The sequence below is a fragment of the Geotalea sp. SG265 genome, assembly GCF_022808985.1.
In the GTDB taxonomy this organism is placed as follows: Bacteria; Desulfobacterota; Desulfuromonadia; order Geobacterales; family Geobacteraceae; genus Geotalea.
Genome location: NZ_JAKZFT010000026.1, coordinates 1 through 23486, shown reverse-complemented (window position 1 = coordinate 23486; position 23486 = coordinate 1). Strand labels below are relative to the sequence as shown.

At 56.0% G+C, this 23486-nt stretch carries 17 protein-coding genes and 1 riboswitch; of the genes, 6 read left to right on the top strand and 11 right to left on the bottom strand.

Annotated elements, in window-relative coordinates; genetic code table 11:
• Positions 1-143 precede the first annotated feature (143 nt).
• Both ML541_RS18365 and ML541_RS19025 read right to left on the bottom strand, forming a co-directional pair.
• On the bottom strand, positions 144-491 hold the full coding sequence (locus ML541_RS18365; RefSeq protein ID WP_243375371.1) for a hypothetical protein: 348 nt from the start codon (positions 489-491) through the stop codon (positions 144-146).
• A 146-nt stretch (positions 492-637) separates the two neighbouring features.
• Positions 638-730, bottom strand: a complete 93-nt coding sequence (locus tag ML541_RS19025) for a hypothetical protein (RefSeq protein ID WP_347710817.1) — start codon at positions 728-730, stop codon at positions 638-640.
• Between ML541_RS19025 and ML541_RS18360 the strand changes: the two genes are divergently transcribed.
• Positions 699-854: a hypothetical protein gene (locus ML541_RS18360; protein WP_243375369.1), complete on the top strand. Its 156-nt coding sequence runs from the start codon at positions 699-701 to the stop codon at positions 852-854. The two genes, ML541_RS19025 and ML541_RS18360, sit on opposite strands and share 32 nt — an antisense overlap.
• Positions 855-946: 92 nt before the next feature.
• Here ML541_RS18360 and ML541_RS18355 read toward each other — a convergent pair whose 3' ends face one another.
• The 9 genes from ML541_RS18355 to ML541_RS18315 all read right to left on the bottom strand — a co-directional run bounded on the left by ML541_RS18355 (position 947) and on the right by ML541_RS18315 (position 13819).
• Entirely contained in the window at positions 947-2698 is a 1752-nt protein-coding gene (locus ML541_RS18355) for an acyl-CoA dehydrogenase family protein (RefSeq protein WP_243375366.1), read from the bottom strand.
• Between the two features lie 127 nt (positions 2699-2825).
• A complete protein-coding gene (locus ML541_RS18350) occupies positions 2826-3695 on the bottom strand; it encodes a 3-hydroxyacyl-CoA dehydrogenase family protein (protein WP_243375363.1) in 870 nt (289 codons plus the stop codon).
• A 131-nt stretch (positions 3696-3826) separates the two neighbouring features.
• Complete coding sequence (locus ML541_RS18345) at positions 3827-4609, bottom strand: enoyl-CoA hydratase/isomerase family protein (RefSeq protein ID WP_243375360.1); 783 nt, start codon at positions 4607-4609, stop codon at positions 3827-3829.
• A 256-nt stretch (positions 4610-4865) separates the two neighbouring features.
• Positions 4866-6056 (bottom strand): thiolase family protein, encoded by a 1191-nt coding sequence (locus tag ML541_RS18340; RefSeq protein ID WP_243375357.1) that lies wholly within the window; start codon positions 6054-6056, stop codon positions 4866-4868.
• Positions 6057-6121: 65 nt separating this feature from the next.
• The gene (locus ML541_RS18335) at positions 6122-7465 is read right to left on the bottom strand and encodes a hypothetical protein (protein WP_243375355.1); all 1344 of its coding nucleotides are present in this window, start codon (positions 7463-7465) and stop codon (positions 6122-6124) included.
• 46 nt (positions 7466-7511) lie between these two features.
• The gene (locus tag ML541_RS18330) at positions 7512-9470 is read right to left on the bottom strand and encodes a cation acetate symporter (RefSeq protein WP_243375353.1); all 1959 of its coding nucleotides are present in this window, start codon (positions 9468-9470) and stop codon (positions 7512-7514) included.
• Positions 9467-9790: a DUF485 domain-containing protein gene (locus ML541_RS18325; RefSeq protein ID WP_243375350.1), complete on the bottom strand. Its 324-nt coding sequence runs from the start codon at positions 9788-9790 to the stop codon at positions 9467-9469. Before ML541_RS18325 ends, ML541_RS18330 begins: the two co-directional genes overlap by 4 nt.
• Positions 9791-9965: 175 nt before the next feature.
• Positions 9966-11546: an acetyl-CoA hydrolase/transferase C-terminal domain-containing protein gene (locus tag ML541_RS18320; protein ID WP_243375346.1), complete on the bottom strand. Its 1581-nt coding sequence runs from the start codon at positions 11544-11546 to the stop codon at positions 9966-9968.
• 287 nt (positions 11547-11833) lie between these two features.
• A complete protein-coding gene (locus tag ML541_RS18315) occupies positions 11834-13819 on the bottom strand; it encodes a sigma 54-interacting transcriptional regulator (RefSeq protein ID WP_243375343.1) in 1986 nt (661 codons plus the stop codon).
• A 146-nt stretch (positions 13820-13965) separates the two neighbouring features.
• Between ML541_RS18315 and ML541_RS18310 the strand changes: the two genes are divergently transcribed.
• The 5 genes from ML541_RS18310 to ML541_RS18290 all read left to right on the top strand — a co-directional run bounded on the left by ML541_RS18310 (position 13966) and on the right by ML541_RS18290 (position 23107).
• Positions 13966-15048: an MBL fold metallo-hydrolase gene (locus ML541_RS18310; protein ID WP_243375341.1), complete on the top strand. Its 1083-nt coding sequence runs from the start codon at positions 13966-13968 to the stop codon at positions 15046-15048.
• A 268-nt stretch (positions 15049-15316) separates the two neighbouring features.
• Complete coding sequence (locus tag ML541_RS18305) at positions 15317-16195, top strand: MoxR family ATPase (RefSeq protein WP_243375338.1); 879 nt, start codon at positions 15317-15319, stop codon at positions 16193-16195.
• Entirely contained in the window at positions 16195-17367 is a 1173-nt protein-coding gene (locus ML541_RS18300; protein WP_243375336.1) for a VWA domain-containing protein, read from the top strand. Before ML541_RS18305 ends, ML541_RS18300 begins: the two co-directional genes overlap by 1 nt.
• A 740-nt stretch (positions 17368-18107) precedes the next feature.
• A riboswitch (cyclic di-GMP riboswitch) is annotated at positions 18108-18181 on the top strand.
• A gap of 981 nt (positions 18182-19162) precedes the next feature.
• Complete coding sequence (locus ML541_RS18295; protein WP_243375334.1) at positions 19163-22735, top strand: RHS repeat-associated core domain-containing protein; 3573 nt, start codon at positions 19163-19165, stop codon at positions 22733-22735.
• 15 nt (positions 22736-22750) lie between these two features.
• Positions 22751-23107 (top strand): hypothetical protein, encoded by a 357-nt coding sequence (locus ML541_RS18290; protein WP_243375331.1) that lies wholly within the window; start codon positions 22751-22753, stop codon positions 23105-23107.
• Positions 23108-23486: the final 379 nt, after the last annotated feature.

The window sequence follows — 23486 nt, the reverse complement described above, 5'->3', positions numbered from 1 at the left end:
ATGGCTGGCTAACCCGGCAAAATTGAGTTTCAAAGAGCATAAATTTAGCAAGCCAAACAAATAACTTATGCTATTTGGCCCCTTGAGGGGGCATAGCTGCTCAATGCGGGGGTTTTTCAATGCCCTGATATAGGTAACTCATATTATGCTGGGCATATTCTATCTTCCAGTTCTGTCCCACGAATCTTGCCGTAGGCTATCAACCAGACCTTCTCCTGCGGGTCCCATTTTGCGCCTGCCGCTTTCAGTTTGTCCCTCAAGGGCTTTTCGGTATAGGCAACAACCACTGGGACAATCTCCTCATCCCGGTGTGGCGCTGTCGTGCATGGCTTTTCCTCTACGATTATCTCCACCGTCTTCAGCCGGACGCCGTGGATTGCATCGTAACGGTACCGCACACAGACAAGCGCATCCCCGAACTGTTCAACCAGGCGCTTGGTCCCCTGCTGTCCAGGTTTCAGGTGCTTTTGCGTTTTCATGTCCTTCAGCATCTGTACCTCCTGTGCGGCTTGGTCTTGCACCTTCAGCTTTTTAAAGGACATTCATACACCTCAGGAAGCAAGAGTGTCAAGGTATTCATTAGGACTTTTGCATCAGTAATTGCCGTGATTGTATTGGGGGAAAATCGCCTTTTGTCTCAATGATGGGGGCAAGAAGGGGACAGGTTATAGCGGACGGTGCCGACCATCAGGCCTGCGATGATGCCGGAATTGAAGCGCTTCCAGAACAGGGAAAAGAGCAGGACGGGGAAGTTGGCCGAGGCGACAACGGCAAGGGGAGGTGATGGGGACGATGCGGTTTATCTCGTGGGCCCCCTCGAAAATGCGCAGGATGTGGGAATCGCAGCTTGTTGAAAATCCACACTCTCGATAGGATTCCCAAATGAGCAAAAAAAGCATCTTCCATTGTGGAGGAGGCTTTTCTACTTCTCGTATCTTGGATGGCGCTAAAAGCAGTAGCGACCTGCTTCCTGCGCTGCCTGGTAAAGCCGGTGTTTTGCCTCCAGAAGCCTCTCTACCAGTGGGGAGGAAAGAATGAAGATTTCTTTCTGCATCTCCACCAGTCGATCACCGGTCAATGCATAGGCGCAGCAGCGTGTGGCGGCCCTCTGGACTCGGCTGGAAAGGTCAAATGTCAGCACCGTTATCACCGCCTTGAGCAGCTCCTGCTTCAATTGGCTGGCGGAGACATAGGTTTTGTCCGCCCGCAGCAGAGTACTTTCCAGGGCAAAGGTGGCGATGATCATGTCGGAAAAGGCCAGCATCACTTCCTGGTGGTCCCGGGCCGGTGCTGCAGCACCCATTATCTGCAAGAGCAGGTTTTTCAGGCGGGCCACCGTTGCGGCTGCGTCGCTGAACTCGCCGGAATAGGCCGTTTCGGCCGCTGATCCTGCCCCGATTTTTTCCACCAGCTTCCAAAGTTGGCTGCCGCCGTTGTCGGCCTTGCGGAAGAGCATGGTGGGGATGAGGATGCGGTTGATCTCATTGGTTCCTTCGAAGATGCGCTGGATACGGGCATCCCGGTAATACCGCTCCACCGGGTACTCGGCAATGTAGCCATAGCCGCCATGGATCTGCACCGCCTCGTCTACGACCATGTCCAGTTCATCGGTGCAGAAAACTTTGGCAATGGCGCACTCGGCGGCATACTCCTCTATCGCCTTCTGGTAGCGCTCATAATAATCGTTTCCCGAATGATCGAGCAGTGCCAGCCGGCTGTCCAGGAGCCCGGCGACCCGATAGATGACCGTCTCGGAGGCAAAGATGGCGGCGGTCATATCCGCCAGTTTCTCCTTGATGGCACCGAACTCCCCGATCTGCTTGCCGAACTGTTTGCGCATCGTCGCATAGGATGCCGCTTCGCCAAAAGCCCCTTTGGACATGCCCAGGGCCTGGGTTGCCACCTTGAGGCGCCCCACATTGAGGACATTGAAGGCGATCTTGTGCCCCTTGCCCGGCTCGCCCAGGAGGTTTTCCACCGGCACCTTGACGTTGTCCAGCATAAGCTGGGTCGTTGACGAGCCCTTCAGCCCCATCTTCTTTTCTTCCGCACCTACCGTGAACCCTTCGAAACTCTTTTCCACCAGGAAAGCGGAGAAGTGCTGGCCGTCGATCTTGGCGAAGACGGTGAAGAGGTCGGCAAAGGCGGAGTTGGTGATGAACTGCTTGGTGCCGTTGAGGATGTAGTACTTGCCGTCGGCGGAAAGGGTGGCGGTGGTCCGCGAGCTCAGGGGATCGCTGCCGCAGTCGGGTTCGGTCAGGGCATAGGCGCCGAACCACTCCCCAGAGGAGAGCTTGCCCAGATAGCGCTCTTTCTGGTCGGGCGTACCGTAGTAGACCATGGGGAGGATGCCGATGCCCGTATGGCCGCCGAAGGCCATGCAGAAGGATGTTGCCGGCGCCACCTTTTCAATCATCAGCATGTTGGTGGTCTTTTCCAGCTCAAGCCCCCCGTACTCCTCGGGAACCTCGGCCAGAAACAGCCCCAGCTCGGCGCACTGGCGCATCTTCTCCACGATGAAGGCATTGTCCTTTTCCTCGATGCGGTCGATAAAGGGAAAGACCTCCTTCTTCATGAACTCATCGGTGGTTTCCGCAATCTGCCGCTGTTCGGCGGTGAATTCCTCCGGTGAAAAGGTGTCCATGCGGGCGGTATCGGCCAGGAGAAATTCTCCGCCGCTCAAAAGGGTGCTGTGCATTGCCGTCTCCTTCATACTATTGGTTTCAATCTTAGTTTTTTCGAATCCATTGGGGTCACCCTCTCCCCAACCCTCCCCTTCATGCCCTGCGGGTACACAAGGGGGAGGGAGCTTTATGCCAGGATCGTTACTTCTCTTCCGAGTAATCGTAAAACCCTCTGCCCGCCTTGCGCCCCACATAACCTGCCTTGATCATGTTCCTGAGCAGGCCGGGAGCGGCAAAACGCTCCTGCTTCATATAGTCATGGAAGATGTTGATCACGTGGTAGCCGATGTCCACCCCAGCGAAGTCCTGGAACTCCAGCGGTCCCATGGGCATGTTGCAGCCGAGCTTCATGGCGGTGTCGATGTCCTCGGCCGAGGCCACCCCTTCCTCCAGGAGCCTGACCGCATCGATGATATAGGGGACGAAGAGGCGGTTGACGACGAAGCCGGGGGTGTCCTTGCAGGTGATGGCGGTCTTGCCGATCTTCTTTGACATCTCCAGGGCCAGCTCCTTGGTGGCCGGGGCGGTCTGCAGGGCGGGGATCACCTCCACCAGTTTCATCACCGGTACCGGATTGAAGAAGTGCATGCCGATGAAGTTGGCCGGATTCTTTACCAGGGCTCCCATTTCGGTGATGGAGATGGAGGAGGTATTGGTGGCGTAGATGGTGTCGGCGCCGCAGATGGCATCCAGCTTGTTGAAGAGCTCCTTCTTCACATTGATATCTTCGAAGACCGCCTCGAAGATGAAGGGAACCCCTTTCAGGCTCGCCACGTCGGTGGAGAAGCTGATGCGGGCGATGGTCTCTTCCATCTCCTTCTCCGTGATGGTTCCCTTCTTGACGATCCGCTCCAGGCTCTTGACGATGGTCTTCTTCGCCCGCCCCCAGACCTCCTCGCTCATGTCCACGACCTTCACCTGGAAACCTGCCATGGCGGCGATCTGGGCAATGCCCGCCCCCATGCTGCCTGCTCCTGCCATGCCTACTGTTTTGATATCTTCAAGTTTCATTGTTGTTCTCCTTTGGTTATCTGAAATTGCTCCTCCCCTTAGATTAAGGGTAGGTCGGGAGGGTTACTCTTTCATAACTCCCCCCCAGACCCCTTTAGGCCCTGCGGGTCCTCTTAACTTAAGAGGGGGGGTTACTTATTCTGGAAATTTGGCTTCCTCTTCTCGATAAAAGCGGTAAGCCCTTCCTTGGCATCGTGGGTCTTGCTGTTTTCTGCAGAATACTTACGCTCAACGGCCAGGGCCTGCTCCAGGGGGAGGTCGATCCCCTCGTAGACCGCTGCCTTGATGTAGCCAAGGGCCTTGCCCGCCCCGGCGGCCAATTCCTGGGCAAACTGCATCACCTCCGCCTGGAAGTTCTCCGGTGCGATGAGCTTGTCCACCAGGCATATCTCAAGGGCCTCCTGGGGGCTCATGGTCCTGCCGCGCAGCAGGATATCCAGGGCCTTGGAGAGCCCTACCAGCCGCGGCAGCCGTTGGGTCCCACCGGCGCCGGGAATGATGCCGAGGCCTGCCTCTGGCAGGCCGATGAGCGCTTTGCCGGAGGTCATCAGGCGATAGTCGCAGGCCATGGCCAGTTCGCAGCCCCCGCCCAGAGCATGGCCGTTGATGGCGGCAATGACGATCTTCTTCATGCGGTTCAAGATATTGTTGGCACCCTGCAGGAGTTTTGAGAACTGCTCCGCCTCCGCCGCATCCTGGGCGGCCATCTCCTTGATGTCGGCCCCGGCGATGAAGGCCTTTTCCAGGGCGCTGGTGATGACCACCACCGTTACCTCTTCCATCTGTTCGACTTCGCTGAAAGCCTTGAAGATCTCCTGACCAAAGCGGCCATTGAGGGGGTTGGTGGGGGGACGGTTGAGGCTGATGGTAAGGACCCGCCCTTCTTGTTTAAGAGTGATGAATTCGTAAGCCATGGTATTGCTCCTGTAGTTAAGGATGTTCCCTTAAGGGATCGAGGGGATTTAACTTTGTACGTCAGTCGTGGCATCGTCCGTTCGTTCTGTCGCCACAGCTGCGGACCTTGCGGTGCCGCCCGTGTAATTATGCACGTGCTAGAAGTGACTTTTCCCCTTTTGTTCAACATGCGGCGGGTGTCCGCTCGCCGCTGTGGCTCGTCACTCACTCCCGATGCCACGACTGACTGCTCCAAAAGTGTGCCTGGTGATCCGGTCAACTTACCTTAAGCACCACCGAGGCGGCAGTGTCGCCGGCGGCACAGCCGGAGAAGAGGAGGTAGCCTCCCCCCTTGGCAGCCAGTTCCTCGATCCCTTCAATCATCAGCCTGGCGCCGGTGGGGGCCTGGGGATGACCGTAGATGAGGGACGAGCCGTAGTTGTTCATGGTATTAACGTCCATGCCCAGTTCCTTGGCCATGGCCAGGTCGTTGGCGGCAAAGGGGTTATGGGTCTTCACCGCCTTGACGTCGCTGACCTTGATCCCCGCCTTATCCAGGGCCATTTGGGCCGACGGGGCGACGGCGGCTGCCATGTGCGCCTTCTTGGTGCGGGCGTAGCCGAAGGAAATCAATTGAATTTCGATGCTGGGGTTGTCGCTCAGTTCCCGCGCCTTTTCCCGAGTAGTGACACTGACGCCGCAATTGCCGTCGGCGGGGAAGGTCTGGGCGCCGAAAGTGAGGACACCATCGGGGAGGACCGGCTTGAGGCCGGCCAGCCCCTCCTTCGTCGTCGCCATCACCCCTTCGTCCGCTTCCAGGGTGACGGTTTTCTTTTTGGTCAACTGTATTTCCACCGGGAACATGTAGCGCTTCTGGAACTCCCGGTCATTGGCCAGAGCCTGCTGGTACTGCTCGTAACGCCGCAGCGTCAGCTCGTCGCACTGTTCGCGGGTGATGCCGAACTCTTTCGCTACGTTTTCTGCGGTCCTGATCATTGCCTCGCCGGCCCAGGGGTCCTTGTTGACGTTGTCCATGAACCAGTCCTCTGCTATGGGCTTGCCACCAGGGCCGTTGGGATTGGGCCAGACGGCATGGGGGCCGTTGGAGCAGCGGTCGGCCAGAAGGCACCAGCTGTTATTGAACATGCCGGTTTCGATCCCCATTCCCGCCTGGTAGAGGGAGAAGGCGGAGGTGGAGCAGGCCTGGGTTATGAGCACGCCGGGGGAGGCTTCCGCCCCCATCATGGCTGCCGCCCAGGGGCCTGAATAGAACCACTGCTGCTGGTATACGGTGCTGCCTACCAGGACGTAGTCGATGGTCTTGGGATCCCATCCTTTGCTTTCAAAAAAGCGCTTGGACGTTGCGGCACCGAGGACGATGGAATGCTCGTTGGCCAGCGTTCCCTGCCACTTGGCGAAGGGGGTGCTGTAGTAACCGCGGTAGGGAATGAAAGCCTTGGTTAACATGGTAAATCTCCTTCTCTTATGGGATTGGGCGCCCGATGTTCCGGGCGCACGGTGTTTTCTACAGGTTAGAAGAAATAGTAGGCGGCAAAGCGGACGACATTGTTCTGGCCGAAGGCATTGCTAGCCCCGCCTGTCTTGGTGGCCAGGTATTGTGATTTCTGGTGCTCCACCTCGGCGGCGAGGCGAACGGCCGCATTGAGGTCGTAGGTGACGTTGCCGTAGACCAGTTCGTTATATTTCTCCACACCGTTGGCGGTGTTGCTTAGGGCCAGGGTGGCGGCGGAGAGGTTCCGGTAGTTATCGCTGTTCAGCACCTGGCGCCGTTGATAGCCGCCGGTGATCCCCAGATCCTGGGTGGGATGAAACTTGAGTTGCCCATAGAGACCAAAGCCTTTGGCAGGGGTGAGGTTGGGCTTGTCGCCGACCACCGCCAGGGCGGTGGCACCCTGAACATCAAGCCCGGCGGCAATGTAGGCCTGGGTTTCCAGGGAGAGTGTCATGGCTCTGTTCTTTCCATCCTTGGACTTCAGGAGGGGTACGAAGCCATAGAAGCCGTAGCCGTGACCATCGACACTACTGTTTCCTTCGATCTTCTGTCTGCCGGCAAGGCCGAAGAAACCTGCCTGGAGGGGGCTCATGCCGAGGCCCATGAAACCGGGGGAGACGCCGAGTGCCTTGCTGGAGTAGATGAGCTGTCCAGCGGCATTAACGTAGCTTCCCAGTCCGGTGGTTCGGGAGATGGAGTTGGCGCCAGCCGAGGCGGAATCCTGGATCGGGTTCTGCAGGGCGAGGACCAGCTTGATGCTATTGTCACCGTTCAGATTGAACTTCTCGGTGAGACGGATCTGGGGCACCCGCGGATTGCTTGGGGTGCCGGTGGTTGCTCCCTGGCGGAAGTCGATGGTGTCGGCGGCGGCAGGGGTGAAGACATCCCAGAACTGGCCGAATAGCACTTGGGTGTCGGCCCAGTCGAGGCTGCCGTAGGCATGGCGCATGCGCAGATTGCCCATTTCGTTGCTGCCCGAACCGCCGCCATAGAAATCGGTCTCGATGAGGGCGTTGGTCCTGGCGCCGAGGAAGGTGGGGCCGGCGACCCGCAGCCAGAGGCGGGACTGCTTGGCGGTGAAGAGTGATTCATCCTTTGAGCCGCCGGCGGGGAGGTTGCCACCAGGAGCGCCGGGGCTCAATGGACCGACCGCATTGGTGTTGTGGATATAATCGAGCTTGACGTAGCCGCCGATGGAGAGGTTGAACTTGCTCTTTGCCGGTGAGGCCATGGCACCGTACATGCCGGGCGCCACCTCGCACGAGGGGGAGTAGTCGCAGTTATAGGCGGTCTGCTCTTCGGCATTGGCGGTCACTGCCAGGGAAAGGATCGCTACGGTCAACACTACGGATTTCTTAAACATTCGTGCCTCCTGAAAAATGGTTGCATGTCAGTGGATTGCAGTTCCATCAGTGCTCACTGGCGTCGGCCATGCCGTAGCCGGTATTCTGGCGGATGTACAGTTCATCGAACATCTCTTCTTCACGCCGGGTGCCGAAGAGGAAGGTGCCGGCGATGGCAGCGAGGAAGCCGACCGGCACCGAGAGGATGGCTGGGTTCTTCAGGGGGAAGAGGGGGGCATCCAGGCCGACCAACGATTTCCCATCCTTATTCTTCGCATAGTCAGCCCGCGCTTTCGCCAGTGCTGTTACTTCCTTGTCAGCCGAAAGCAGCCCCGAGGCCTGCTTCTGCTCCAGTTGTTCCACTACCTTTTTGGCGTCGGCGGCGATCTTCTTTGGGTAGGTCATGGTGGGGGAGACGAGCACGACGCCGATGGCGAACACCGCGCCGACGGTAAGGCCGGTGACGATTCCCCCCGCATTGAACCGTTTCCAGAAGAGGGCGAAGAGGATTACCGGGAAGTTGCTGGAGGCGACCACCGCAAAGGCGAGCACCACCAAATGGGCGATGTTCTGCTTCTCGCAGGCGATACCCAGGGCGATGGCGATGGTGCCGATGACAAAGGCTGAGATGCGGGCGATCTTCATCTGTTCCTTCTGGTCCGGCTTGCCGTCCTTGAGAACGTTCACGTAGAAATCATGGGCGACGGCGGCGGAGACCGCCAGGATCAAGCCGGAGACGACGGCGATGATGGTGGAGAAGGCGACCGCGCAGACAAAGGCGAGGAAGAGGTCACCACCCAGGGTACCAGCACCGCCACCAACAAATTGCGCGATCATGGGGGCGGCCATGTTGCCCCCCTTGTCCACGGCGGTGATCTGCTGCGGAGTGATGAAAAGGGCGGCGCCGAAGCCGATCAGGGTGACCATGATCATGAAGGCGCCGATTAACACCATGGAGATGACGACGCTCTTGCGGGCGGCCTGGGCATTGGGGACGGTAAAGAAGCGCATCATGATGTGGGGGAGACCGGCTGCGCCGAGGGCGAAAGCTATGCCCAGGGAGATCTGGTCGAGGGGGTCCTTGAGGATCAGTCCCGGCTCAAGGAAACGCTGGCCATAGTCGAAGCCCGGCTGCGGCGTGGCATGTTTCAAAAGACCGCGCACGTGCTCCTGGATGGCGGGGCTGGATGCAACTGCGTCATAGAAGGCAAAGAGGTTGAAGCCGAACTTCCAGAGCAGCAGAAAAGTGATGGTGAGGCCGCTCAGAACCAGGAGGAAGGCCTTGATGATCTGCACCCAGGTGGTGGCCTTCATGCCGCCGAAGGTGACATAGAGGATCATCAGAACGCCGACGCCGATAACGGAGGCGCTGTAAGGAATGCCCAGGAGAAGCTGCATCAGCTTGCCCGCCCCGACCATCTGGCCGAGCAGGTAAAAGGTCGAGACCACCACCGCCGACAGCGCCGCGGTGCCCCGTACAACCTTGGAGGCGGAGCGGAGCGAGAGGATGTCCCCCAGGGTATACTTGCCGGCGTTGCGGCACGGCTCGGCAATGACCAGGAGGATGGTGACGAAGGAGAAAAATGGCCCCACCGCGTACATGAAACCGTCGGCACCGAAGACGGAGGTGATGCCGGCAATGCCGAGAAAGGTGGCTGCCGAGAGGTAGTCACCGGCAATGGCCCAGCCATTCTGGAAGCCGGAGATGCCTCCCCCTGCCGCATAGTAGTCGGCGGTGGTCCGGGTGCTTTTTGCCGCCCGGACGACGATGTAGCCGGTAAAGAGGATGATGGCGAAGAACATGCTCAAGGTGATGGCCTTGTTGGTTTTCATTTCTTTGGCGAGGGGTGCCGCCGGTTTAGCGGTCACGGGGTCCTTAACGGATGGTGCCACCGCTGCCGTCAGGGGTACCGGGCTGCTGGTTGTGGAGGTGGCGACCTGAACTTCCTGCCGGTCGGCAGCTGCGGCAAACTGGACCTGACAAAGGACCATGCAGAGGATCAATGGAATGAAAAGGCGTTTCATGCGTGTTCCCCCCTGGCGATGTCGGACAACACCTCTTTTGTCAAGGGATCGAAATAGGTGTTGGAGCGATGGGTGTAGATGATGGCGATGGCCCAGGTCATGGCGAATTCGAAGAGGCAGAAAAAGTAGGTGACGTTGAGTCTGCCGAAGACCTTGGCTTTCATGAATGCCGGTGCATAGCCGGCGCAGATGGGCAGCAGATAGAACATGGCTGATCCCAGGCACCACAGGGTAATGAGGAACGCTTTCTTTCTGCTGTGCAGTTCAATGAACTTCGGCATCCTGGCCAGCGATGCCCAGTCTTTGCGTTGTGCTGTCATTGATGACTCCTTCTGTATCAGGTTGTTGCAAAACTATTGCGGGGTCGCTTTGCCGCGTTGCCACTCGCTCGGAAATTCAACGTACAGAGGGTACGCCTCATCTCCTCGCTCGCTTGCGCCTTGCATAGCAACCTCCTCATGACGTTTTTCAACAACCTGAAATGATATGACCGTGTCAGTCCCAGTTCTCCAGCTTCATGGTCCCCTTTTCTTCCAGGTTGCGGTACATCTTGAATACCTTGTGCAGCATGTGCGGCTCGTGGGCGCTGTTGTTGGCCAGGCACTCCTTCAATGCCCGGTCGAAGTAATCCTGGAGCAGCGGCCGGTATTCGGGATGGGCGCAATGGCTGATGATATGCTGGGCCCGCTCCCGTGGTGAAAGGCCGCGCAGGTCAGCCAGCCCCTGTTCCGTTACCAGCACATCCATGTCGTGTTCGGTGTGGTCCACATGGGTGACCATGGGGACGACGCAACTGATGCCGTGGAGGTCCGTCTGGGAAGGACGGGTCGACGGGGTGTGCATGATGGAGAGGTAGGCGTTGCGCATGAAATCGCCGGAGCCGCCGACGCCGTTCAGGAGCCGGGAACCGTTGACGATGGAGGAATTGACGTGGGCGTAGATGTCGAACTCCACCGGCGTATTCATGGAGATCAGCCCGAGCCGGCGTACCGGCTCGGCGTGGTTGGTGATCTGGATGGGACGCAGCAGGGTCCGCGAGGTATACTTGTCCCAGTCCGCCAGAAGCCTCCTGATGCCGTTGTCCGAGAGGGAGAAGGAGGCGGTGGTCACGTAATCCAGCTTGCCCGAATCGAACATGTCCAGCAGGTTGTCCTGGAATACCTCGGTCCAGACGTTGAGATTCTCGAAGGGGCTGGTGAGAAGCCCGCCGATGACTGCATTGGCAATGGAGCCGACCCCCGACTGGAGCGGCAGCAGGTTCTTCGGCAGGCGCCCCTGCTTCACTTCGTGCTGGAGGAAGTCGATGATGTGGTTGGCGATAAGTACCGAGTTGCCGTCCGGTGCCCCCAGGGGACGTCCCACCGGATCCTTGTAGGATTCGACGATGGCGATGATCTTATCCGGGTTGCAGGGGATGGCGGTGGTGCCGATGCGGTCCTTGACGCTGCGGATGTTGTAGACCTGCTTGTTGGGAGGAAGACTGACGCCGACGCAATCGTGGAGCCCTTCAAGGGAAGGAATCTTGCTGTTGATTTCGATGATGATCTTCTCCGCCCGCTCGACGATCTCGGAGATGATGCCGACCGCCAGGGTCGGGACAATGCTGCCATCTTCGGTGATGGCGCTGGCCTCGATAATGCCGATGTCGATCTTGCCGCCATTATCCAGGGTATAGTAGCCGTAGCCGAAATCCTGGGCATACATGGAGAGGTAGCGGTCGCCGTAGTCGATCTCGCCGGCATTGATCGCCTTGCGGATGGTGTTGCCCTGCTGGTGCGGCCAGCGCCGGCCCAGCATGCCGAGCTTTGCCCAGCGGTCGTCCACATCGGTGCCGATGGAGGCGCCGGTGTAGACATTGAATTTCATCTTTTTCATCAGGCCGTTTTTTTCCACGTGGTCGGCCAGAAGCGCCGGTACCGTTTTGGGATGTCCCTCGGCGAAACCGGAGAATCCCAGGTACATGCCGTTCTTGAAGAAGGGGATGGTCTCCTCCGCATCCATGATCTTGCCGAAAAGGGCGGGATTGCGGATGCGCTTCAAAAACTCGCTTTCCTGCTTGATCGCCAGTTGGTTCATTGCTCACTCTCCCATACAGGTGGAATACATCTCAATACACAAACATTGTTTTGCACATGGCATTCCAACGTGCATGAAATTGCGAGAATGTTTTATAACTTACTAAAAATAAAGGTAATGTTCTGGTGAAATGATATTTTGATAAAATGCGGTGAAATGGGGGCTCCGAAATATCGGATAGTATGGGCAGTGACGGCAGGGGCCTTTTAATCTTTTGGCGGGAATAACTGTGCGAAAGATGGTGGAAATGGGATGGGGTCGGCAGAATCTACGATATTTCGGAGTAGTTACGGTATTTCGGAGGGGGTGGCGGCGCGGCTGATGCCGAGCTTGAGCATGCGCGATTCCAGGGTGGTCGGCTTGAGCCCCAGAAGTTCCGCTGCCCCGTTTCTGCCGCGGATGCGCCATCCGGTCCGCTCCAGAATATCCGCGATGTGCAGCCGTTCCACCTCGTGGAGCAGGTTACTGCGCGGGGCGATGGTCGGAGTGCCGTCGGGAAGATCCACGTGGAGCGTGGCCCCGTTGCTGAGGATCATGGCTCGCTCGATGACGTTGCGCAGCTCCCTGATATTGCCGGGCCAGGAGTAGTGCATCAGGTCGTCCATGGTCTTTTTCGGCACCCGCTCGATTGTCTTGCCGAAGGCGCCGGCAAACTCCCTGACCATGGCAGCGACCAGGAGGGGGATGTCTTCCTTGCGCTCACGCAGGGGAGGGACAGCGATGGGAAAGACGTTGAGGCGGTAATAGAGGTCCTCCCGGAACCGTCCTTCCTTCACTTCCCGGGCCAGGTCACGGTTGGTGGCGGCAACCACCCGGGCATCCACCTCTATGGGGCGGGTGCTGCCGAGCCGCTCGAACTGCCCCTCCTGGAGCACCCGTAGCAGCTTGGCCTGCAGGTCCAGGGGGAGCTCGCCGATCTCGTCGAGAAAGATCGTCGAGCCGTTGGCGGCCTCGAAGCGTCCCATGCGCCGTGCAGCGGCGCCGGTGTAAGCTCCCTTTTCATGGCCGAAGAGCTCTGTCTCGATAAGGGCGGCGGGGAGGGCAGCGCAGTTGACCTTGATCATGGTCCGCTCCCGGCGGTTGCTCAGGTTGTGGATTGCCCGGGCCAGTAGTTCCTTGCCGGTGCCGGTTTCACCAAGGAGCAGCACCGTTGCATCGGTATGGGCCACCTGCTGCAGCTGGCGCAGTACGGTGCGGATCGGCGCGGACCGGCCAATGATCTCGTCCGGCTTGTACTCGATGTGGATCTGGTCGCGCAGATAGACATTTTCTGCCTCGAGGCGATCCTTGAGGGTGCGGATCTCCGCCAGGGCATGCTGGATCTTCTGGTCGGCCCGCTTGCGCTCGAGTGAGTTGGCGAAAATGTCCCAGAGCATGCGCAGTCGCTGGATCAGATCATCGGGCCAGGTCCTGATAACGCTGTAGGAAACAAAGGTGATGAACCCTTCGACGACGCCGCCGACCTGGGAGGGAATGAACACGATGGAGCGGATGCCGCCGCGGTCACGGCAGTACTGCTTCTCCCGCCAGAAACGGTCAGGCAGCTCATCGATGTCCGATATCTTGAAGATCTCCCCGGATTTCACCATGGAATTCCAGACCGGCACCATGGCGTGGGGGAGCACGGCCAGGGGGGGCTTGATGCCGGGGAGCTCGTAGGAATGGGTGCAGATCATTTCACCCGTGTCCGGGTCGACGCGCCAGACGGTGCTTCGGTCGAAGCCGAGGAAGTCGACGATCTTCTGCAGCCCCTGGACGATCTTGTCGTCTACCTCGCTGACCGGGACGTTGATGAAGGTCGTGGAAAGGGTAGCAAGGAGTGATTCGAACTGCAGCCGCTCGGCCTGGGTCGCTTCCCGCAGCTTCTGCTCGGTAACGTCCCGGACCACGATCCCCGCACCCAGTACCTTGCCGTCCTGGCCATGGAGGGGATAGCTGCGCACCTGCCAGGTACAGGCTGTCTTCAGGTTTCCTGGGGTGGGGATCGTCACCGCCGGCTCGAAGCATGGGCGGTCCTCCGTCATGACACGGAAGAGCATGGGCTCCAGGGCGTTGGCGATGTGCGGCGTGACCTCGCCGATCTCTTTTCCCTGGAGGTTATCGCCGTCGATGCCGCTCAATTCGGCCAGCTGGCCGCTGACGTGCTGGTAGCGCAGTTTTTTATCGAGGATGGCAAAGCCGAACTGCAGGTCGGGAAAGAGCTGCTCAAGCTCCACGTATTTTTCCAGGAAAAAATCCGGGCGTCGCTTTGTTTGTCGGCTGCCGTTTTGCATACTCATCCAAAAAGATGTTTTATAGAAACGGTCACGCTTCAAGTGGAAGAATATTCCATTGTGTCTCAGGTGGTATTATGGTACCACTTTAGTATAAAAAGCAAACGGTTTTATAAAATTACCCCATAGCCGAGGAAGAGCGAATCATGTCGAAAACTGAAGCAGCAAGCCTGCCGGTGCGGGATGTTGCATACGATGCGTCTCTTTTTTATCCGTATGGACATCCTCCCGGAAGGGGGGAGTTGGTGGAGATCACACCCGACATCAAGTGGCTGCGCATGCCCATGCCCTACGCCCTGGACCATGTCAACGTGTACCTGGTGCGTGTTCCCGGTGGGTGGATGATTGTCGATACTGGCCTGAATTCTCCGGTGACGCGGGGGATTTGGGAGGAGCTCTGTGACGGCCCGCTGCGGAAGGAGAAGGTGGTGGGGGTGCACTGCACCCATTACCATGTGGATCACCTGGGGCTGGCGGGTTACCTGACCGAGCGCTGGCGGGTCCCTCTCTTCATGACCTACGAGGAGTACTATACCCTGCGTGGCTGGCCGGAAGGCCTCGACGCGGTACCGTGGCAACATGCCGAGTTTTTCCAGCGGGCTGGATTTCCCCGGGAGCTCCTGGCCCAGACGTTGGTGATGTTTGAGTTCGGCTGGGAAATCGCTCCCCTGCCCCTTTCCTTCGTCCGCTTGCAGGAACGGGATTCCCACCCCCTGAATGGCGAATGGCAGGTCATGGTGGGCCGGGGGCATTCTCCTGAACATGCCATGCTTTTCTCAAAGCGAAAGAAGGTGCTCATCTCCGGGGACCAGCTTTTGCCGACCATCTCCACTAACGTTTCGGTCAGCGTCATGAACCCGGAGGACGACCCACTCAGCCATTGGCTTGCCTCCCTGGAAAGGCTGGCGGCCATTCCCGACGATGTTCTTGTGCTCCCAGGCCACGGCCTCCCCTTCTATGGCGCCCGGAGGCGGGTCGCGGAGCTGCAGGCCCACCACCGCCAGCGGTTCCAGATGATCATGGATGCATGTGCCGAGCGGGAGCTGTCGGCTTACGAGCTGGTGAAGGTGCTCTATCCCGCTCCCCTTGGGGATTTCGATCTACAGCTGGCCCTGGGGGAATGCCTCGCCCATTTGCGCTACCTGGCCCGCCGCGGCAGATTGGAAAACAGGCTCGACGGGGAGGGAGTTAACCGTTATCGCAGCACTCCCTTGACAATAAAGAGGTAAACTAGTACTTTTATACCATATTGTGCCGACCGGAGATGCCGCTGCCGCGACTTCGTCCGTTCGTTCTGTCGCCACAGCTGCGGACCTTGCGGGATCTCTTCGCTACTCGATTTCCGACCAGCTAACTGCGGATGCCCTTCGTTCACCATTCGGCGGGTGTCCGCTCGCCGCTGCGGCGCGGTCACTCTCTCCCGAAGCCACGGCAACGGCGAAAGAAGGAGTCAGTAACTTTACCCCCCCCCGAAGAGGGGATGCTAAGGAGTACATCATGAGCAATCTCCCGTTTCATCAATTCCGCGGCACGGAGGGCTACGTCGCCTCCCGGGCATTGCAGGACGTGGTCAATGTGGCCATTGCCCTGGAGCGCCCCTTGCTTCTCAAGGGGGAGCCGGGCACGGGGAAGACCCTGCTCGCCTACCACATCGCCGAGGCACTGGGAATGGAGATCATCCTCTGGAACGTGAAATCGACCACCAAGGCCAGGGATGGCCTCTATACCTACGATACGGTCCAGCGCCTTAACGATGCCCGTTTCGGCGATGGCGACGTCAAGGACATCCGCCACTACATCAAATACGGCCCCCTTGGGCGAGCCTTCGCCGCCGATAAGCGGGTGGTGCTCCTCATCGACGAGGTGGACAAGGCGGACATCGAGTTCCCCAACGACCTGCTCTTCGAGCTGGACGAGATGCGCTTCCATGTACTGGAGACCGACGAATGGGTGACGGCGGGCCAGCGCCCGGTGGTGATCGTCACCTCCAACTCGGAAAAGGAACTCCCCGACGCCTTCCTGCGCCGCTGCGTCTTTCACTACATCGACTTTCCCGACGAGGCGCAGATGCGGGCCATCATCGAGGTGCACTTTCCCAACCTGGGGGAGGCACTCGTGGCCAGTGCCTGCAAGATCTTCTACGGCCTGCGCGAGGTGCAGGGGCTGCGCAAGCGTCCTTCCACCTCCGAACTGATCGACTGGATCCGAGTACTTCTGGCCAGCGGGGCAAAGCTGCCCGAAGGCGACCTTCCCTCGCTGGATGCGGTGCCGTTCCTTGGCGCACTGGTGAAGATGCAGGAGGATGCGGAGACCCTGACCCGCCACGCCAGCCGCCCGGCCGACGTGCGCACCGCGGGCCGCCGCTTTTTCAGCTGATGTTTCTCACCCTCTACCACTCACTGCGGGCGTTGAAGGTCCCGGTCAGCCTCACCGAATGGCTGACGCTTCTGGACAGCCTGACCAAGGGGCTGCACAACGACAACCTGGAGGACTTCTATTACCTCTCCCGCAGCCTGCTGGTGAAGGATGTGGCTTTCTACGACGCCTTCGACCAGGCCTTCGCCTACTGCTTCAAGGATGGCAAGCTCCCCGACGACCTGGCCACCAGGGAAAAAATCTTCGAATGGCTGCAGGACCCGCGCCTGCCCCGCCCATTTTCCCAGGAAGAGTTGGATAAACTCAAGGCGCTTCCCCTGGATGAATTGCTGAAGCAGCTGGAAGAACGGCTGCATGATCAGAAGGAAGCGCATCACGGCGGCAAGAAATGGATCGGCAGCGGCGGCACCAGTCCCTTCGGCATCAACGGCACCCACCCCAGCGGCATTTCCTTTGCAGCCGAACGGCAGGGGGGGAGGGCCGCACTGCAGGCCTTTGCCCGCCGTTACCGCAATTTGCGCAACGACCTGACCCTGGACGTGCGCCAGATCGGCGTTGCCCTGAAGCGGCTGCGGGATCTGCGCGATTGTGGCGCGGAAGAAACGCTGGACATGGAGGCGACCATCGACAAGACCTGCCGCAACGCCGGGGAGATCGACCTGATCTTCGGCCGCGAGCGGGAAAACCAGGTGCGCCTGCTGCTGGTCATGGATTCGGGGGGCTCCATGGAGCCGTACCGCGCCCTTTCGGAACGGCTCTTCTCAGCCGCCCACGGTCTCAACCACTTCAAGGATTTCCGCGCCTTCTATTTCCACAACTGCGTCTACGAAAACCTCTACACTAACATGGAAACCGACGAATTCGTGCCGACCGCCGAAGTGATGCGTGAGTACGGCAAGAACTACCGCCTGGTCATCGTCGGCGACGCAGCCATGTCCCCCTACGAGCTGATGACCCCCTACGGCACACTGGAACGCTACCGGACCAGCAACGTCACCGGCCACGAATGGCTCCGCCAGCTTTCCGATGCCTTCCCCAAGCGCGCCTGGATGAACCCCCTCCCCGAAACCTACTGGAACCAGTACGAAACCGTCCCCACCGTGGCCGGACTTTTTCCCATGTTTCCCCTGACCCTGGAAGGGCTGGGCCGGGCGGTCAGGCAGCTGCACTGAAGGGTAATCTTATCTCGCCTTTTTGAGCCGCTGCTTTGATCGAAACTTTTAATAACGCTATTGCTTATTTAAAGTTTTGGGGAATTAAAAGAAATCTGCATTTTAGTTCAACGGTAACCACATCGGCGCAACTGGTGCTTTACGCGAAGAAAGTCATGGAGCTTCTTGATCAGGCGCCCAAGGCATGGAGATGACAGGTGCATTGGTCCACATTTTTGAAATCACTAGATGCAAAGCCTGGCGCTATTGCCCCTCCCTTATTGCCTACCACAGAATGATTTCATCCTTCTGCAAGCTCACTTGGCGAAGTTACGTTCGTAAAGCGATTGGAGCAAGAGCTGGAGCGCCTGCTCCGACCGGCGAAGCGCGGGCCAAAGCCAAAGGCAAGATAATTTAATATACTGTCTCCGGAATTCCCCCCGGAACTCTCCCCGGTGTAAAAAATTTTTACACAAATAACTTATTGTAATTACAAGTTTTTATGTAGTTGTAAAAATTCTTTACACTCTGCTAAGCTGCTGAATTTACGTTCTTTCTTACAAAAGTGTAAAAAAATTTTACAAATGGCAAAATACGACCCTCCATGTAAGAACAGGGTCCAGGCACATTAGCAGCGTATCTGCAGTACATTTAGCCCCTGGCATGCAAATTGATAAAGCGTCCGGGTCACGCTGATTTTCTAATTAGAAGACAGGGAGGTGCTGCAGAAGCCATCTGGATAAAACTCACATAGTTTTAATGTCCCGAAAAGGTGAAGCACGGGTAACCGTGCGGCACAAAGCTTCCATCCAGTCCGGATAGAGGGGCTGTCGAAGTGACATATGGTGGAGCCTGTCCATATGATCTGAAGCCTATCCTTTTTCTGGGCTAGGCTTTTTATTTTTTCAGGAGAGATTATGAAATTTTTGAATTAACGGGATGTTCTGGGAATTTCGGTAGATTTATGGCGAAGGAAAATTGATAAAAATAATAATCGTATTAATATGTAAAAATTATTTTGCATTGCATTGGGGGATTTATGTCTTGCGATTTAGGGTGCCTGAAGAAATTATTTGTTAAAAGAGGCTGTTTTATTGCTTTAATTTGCTTGATGGTTACTTGTGTTTTGGATAAACCTGTTTTTGCATACACATTGGATGACGTAGATAATTTTATGAGTACCGTGCAATCCAATGGTTTTAGATATGGTGCTGATTTTACCAAAGGTGATAAATTATATAAGGAATACTTTGTTAGAGATAATAAAGATGGTTATAGAGTCTATCTCCAGAAAAACAGCAAAGTTGCTCAAAAATTCATTGGCTGGAAAGTAACATCAGAGGGGCCATGCTCAAGTGGTTGGCCGACTTATTGGGAAAACCGTATCTATACAATAGCCGTCAACGAAATAACTTATCTGGATGGTACCACTGAACAAATTCTAGAGCCAAATTATACTGCCATAGCTGCACGTTCACTTTGTGTGCGCTTTTCTGAACAAGATGCATTTGCTGGTACTTTTGGTGTATGTTTTGGCATCGGTTCTATACTTCACAATATTCATTATGTATGTTCCCCAGGCTCAGATTATTATTATCAGACATATCCTAATGTCCCGCAACCCCCAACAGATCGGGTGTTTCCACCTTTGCCGCCGATGCTGCTTTCTGAGTTCTACCCTATTGAGCAATGTTCCCTCAAAATCAATATTTTTTCTGGCAACAGCAAAATAATTGATCCACAGTCAGGTGGCAATATTACTCTGTACGGCGAATTATCCGAGGATTTCGGCAATGCTGTAAAGTGGGCTATGACGGTGGCAGGCAAATCATTTTCTGGGTCGGGTAAAAGCCCATCTGTCACATGGGACGGCAAGGACGCTACCGGCAAGCTTGTTGAGCCCGGCTCATACTCTGCCACGCTCACTGCCCAGACCGAGGATGGCAAATGCCGCGACTCGAAGAGCATCAATTTTGACGTTGTTCCTCCCTCCGACGGCCAGTGTGGTCTCTATGTCCAGTTTGGATCAACAGCCAATATGGCTGGTGGAGACCTTTCTCATCGCCAGGAATTGTTTTCAACAAAGGGAACGACCTTTGCCTCTGCAATAAACCTTTTCTATAACAGCAGTGATCCACATAATGCCTCACTTGGCATGGGCTGGAGCCACAGTTATGATATCACGCTCAAGCAGAGCAACAACGGTTCCATGGTTTTCCGTGATGGAACCGGCAAGCGGAAGCTCTATACCTTAAGCAATGGTCAATATGTGAGCCAGCCGGGAGATTATGCAGCATTAGTAAGGAACAGCGACGGCACCTCTACACTGACCCAGAAGGATGGCACGAAATACAACTTTGCTTCTAGCGGCTCGATCAACTCCATAGTGGACCGTAACGGCAATGCGGTTACCTTTGCCTATATCAACGGCATACTGTCAAGCGTCACAGATCCAGCGGGAGGAAGGGCACAATTTACTTACGCCGCCAACCATCTTACCTCAATCACCGACCCGATCGGCAACATCTACGTCTTTACCTATAGCGGCAATATGCTTGACTCCGTTAGCTACCCTGACGGCGGTACCTGGCGCTATACTTATGATGCAAACGCCTTCATGCTCACCAAGACCGACCCGCTCGGCAACACCACCACGTACACCTATGATGGCAACTATCGGGCAGCCACCGCCACTGATCCGGAAGGGAAAGTACGCAGCGTTACCTATCCCCAACCGGGAATCGACCCGATCAAAACTACAACCTTTACCGAGAAAGACGGTGGAGTCTGGACCTACCGCTACGACACCCAAGCCGGGACGCTTACCAGCAAGACCGACCCCCAGGGCGGGGTAACTTTCTACACCTATGATGCCAACGGCAATCGCCTTTCCACGATTCTCCCGGACGGTACCACGACCAGCTCCACCTACGACGGTCAGGGGAATATGACCTCCAAGACTGACACCATGGGCCAGACGACCAGCTATGCTTACAACAGCTTCGGCCAGATTCTTTCCATCACCGATTCCCAGGGGAATGCCACCCGCTACACCTATGATGCCGCCGGCAACCTGACCTCGGTGTCCGACCCGGTCGGCGCCGTCTCCACCTACACCTACGATGGCAAGGGGAATCTTGCAAGTATGGTGAATCCCCTCGGTCAGGCTACCAGCTTTGTCTATGATGCCGGCGGTAACCTTATATCCGTCACCGATCCAACTGGGGCGACCACCAGCTACACATATGACTCTGCTGGAAACATGTTGAGCCAGACAGACGCCAGCGGTGCAGTTACGCGGTACGAGTACAACGCCAAGAGTCAACTTGTAAAAGTGACCGACCCGCAGAGGAATGCGACCACCTACACGTACGACCTGAGTGGCAACAAGACCTCCCAGACCGACGCCAACGGCAATACCACCAAATACGAGTACAATTACAAGGGGCAGCTCATAAATACAACCGATGCCCTCGGCAACAGTACCACCTATGCCTATAGCGGCACCGGCTGTTCATCCTGCGGCGGGGGGATCGACAAGCTTACAGCACTCACCGATGCCAACGGCAACAGCACCGGTTACCAGTATGACCCACTCGGCAAACTGGTGAACGAGACCGATCCGCTGGGGAATGCCACGAGTTACACCTATGATGCCAAAGGAAACCTAACCAGTAAAACCGATGGCAACGGCAATCCCATCAGATACACGTACGATGGCAACGGCAGATTGTTGAAAAAAAACTATACCGACGGTAGCGACGAAACTTACACCTACGACGCCAGGGGCAACATCCTTACCGCTACGAATAAGGACATGGGCTATGCCTTCACCTATGATGCGACCGGGAGAGTAACGCAAATCACCGACAAAACCGGCAAGGCAATCAGCTACGCCTACGACGCCGCCGGCAACAAGACAAAAACCGTCAGTCCCGACGGAAGAACTATCACCTACAGCTACGACAAAGGAAGACTTACTAACATCCAAGACGGCGGCAACTTCACCTTCGGCTACGACAGCCTGGGGAGAAGATCCAGCCTCACCTATCCCAACGGCGACGCCACTACCTATGTCTATGACAAAGATGGAAATCTCACGAGCCAGATGCATAGGGACAGCAAGGGAACAGCCATTGCCAGCAACAGCTACACCCTCGACAAGATCGGCAACCGACTGAGCAACACCACCCAGGACAGGAGTATTTCCTACACCTATGATGCCATCTACCGCCTTACCCAGGCACTTTCCACCACCCCCGGATACAGCAGCAGCACCGGCAAGGGAGGCGGTATACCCAACGCCGTTCAGCAGCAGAAGGAATTCTATGTCTACGACCCGGTAGGGAACCGTCTCACATCCCACAACACGAAAACCTACGTCTACAACAAGGGGAACCAGCTTGTTACCAATGGTGGGACGTACAGCTACGACAGGAACGGCAATCTTGTCAGCAAGATTACCGTTGAAGGGACGGCAAACTATGCGTGGGATTACGAAAACCGGTTGATCAAGGTAGCGACCCCCACAACAACCGCAGAATACACCTATGACCCTTTCGGCCGCAGAATAAGCAAAACGGTTACCGACAGCGGAACAACCACGACGACCCACTACGTCTTCGATGCCGATAATGTCCTCTTCGAGTACGACGACACCGGCGCCATCGGCAACCGCTACACCCACGGCCCCGGCATCGATGAGCATCTGATGGTGCATACCGGCAAGGACAACTATTACTACCATGCCGACGGATTGGGGAGTGTTGTTGCTTTGACCGATACGGCGGGCAAAGTGGTACAGACGTATGAGTATGATTCCTTCGGCCATTTCAAGGACCTGAAGAACCGCGTGAAGCAGCCATTCGGCTTCACAGGCAGGGAGTGGGATAGGGAGACCGGGCTGTATCACAACGGGTACAGATACTATGACCCGATGGAAGGTAGATTCATAAGCAAAGACCCCATCGTTATAATAGGCAATACTTATAATAATTCTAGTATTATTGAGGAAAAACAACGAATTAGATCTACACTTGATCCATACGGGTATACTGGAAATAATCCCATTAATTTTACTGATCCCCTCGGATTATGGAGAACCCACCCCAGGTATGGGAATTGGGGTGGTGAAGGCTGGAGTGGTGGTAATTCCGGTATGGAAGGCCCTATTGACAGCATGGATATGTGCTTTCAACAGCACGACTCTTGTTATGATAGTTTGAGTGGCGGCACCTGTAATACGAAAAAAAGTTGTGACAAAGCGCTGGTAGAATGCCTTTATCGACTTCCTCCTAATTCATCGAATTGGCAATATCCTCCATTTGATCCAATATATGCTGGATTTTATAGGACATGGGCGCTTACTTATTTTCAAACAAAATTCTGATCGGAGTGGTAAGAAATGATGGGTCTTCCCCAAGATGAAAAGGCTGGTTCTAAAAAAAATGAAACAAAACCTAGACTATTCAGGTGGGTTTCCCTGTTCATGTCTTTCATTGCAACAATTGTCTTAATAAAAGACATAGTTACAACTAATAAACTACGCGGCGCATCTCTAGCCCAAGCTGATTTTGGGACATTTTTTGATTTTTTTGTATTTGCAGTCCCTTCTATAATTATAGTTGCAATCTGCTTATTTAATTATATCAGGCGCGAGATTAAATATGCGCCAAATGTGTACGCGTTAGTCAAAGACCCGTTTATCTATTTATCAATACTGATGATTCTTATGCCAATTATAGTATATTGGATTAGTTGAGCCCATAGTTGATTTACATTGATTTATGCTGTTCCTTGACAATTGTAGTCAGGTCTAACCATGTAGGATTTTATTGACGGCTTTGGCAAATCCGACTTTGAATATTGTTCTGCCTAAGTTGTTCAGTATCCGTCCGCTATTGTCAATGACCCATCCTTCCTGCTCAATCAATTCTGGTGAAATTGCATGCCTTAACGCGTCGATTTCTGCTGAGGTAAGAGAAGCTACTGAGGAGGCAGCGGGATTTCCCTTGGTAGATTCTATTCGTAAGTGCACCACGTGATAAAAAAGCAGGACATGATGGTTTTCTGGTAGTGTGTGAAGCGCGACCAACACTCACTACGGAAAGGAACCCACCATGTCCTACAGCCATTTTACT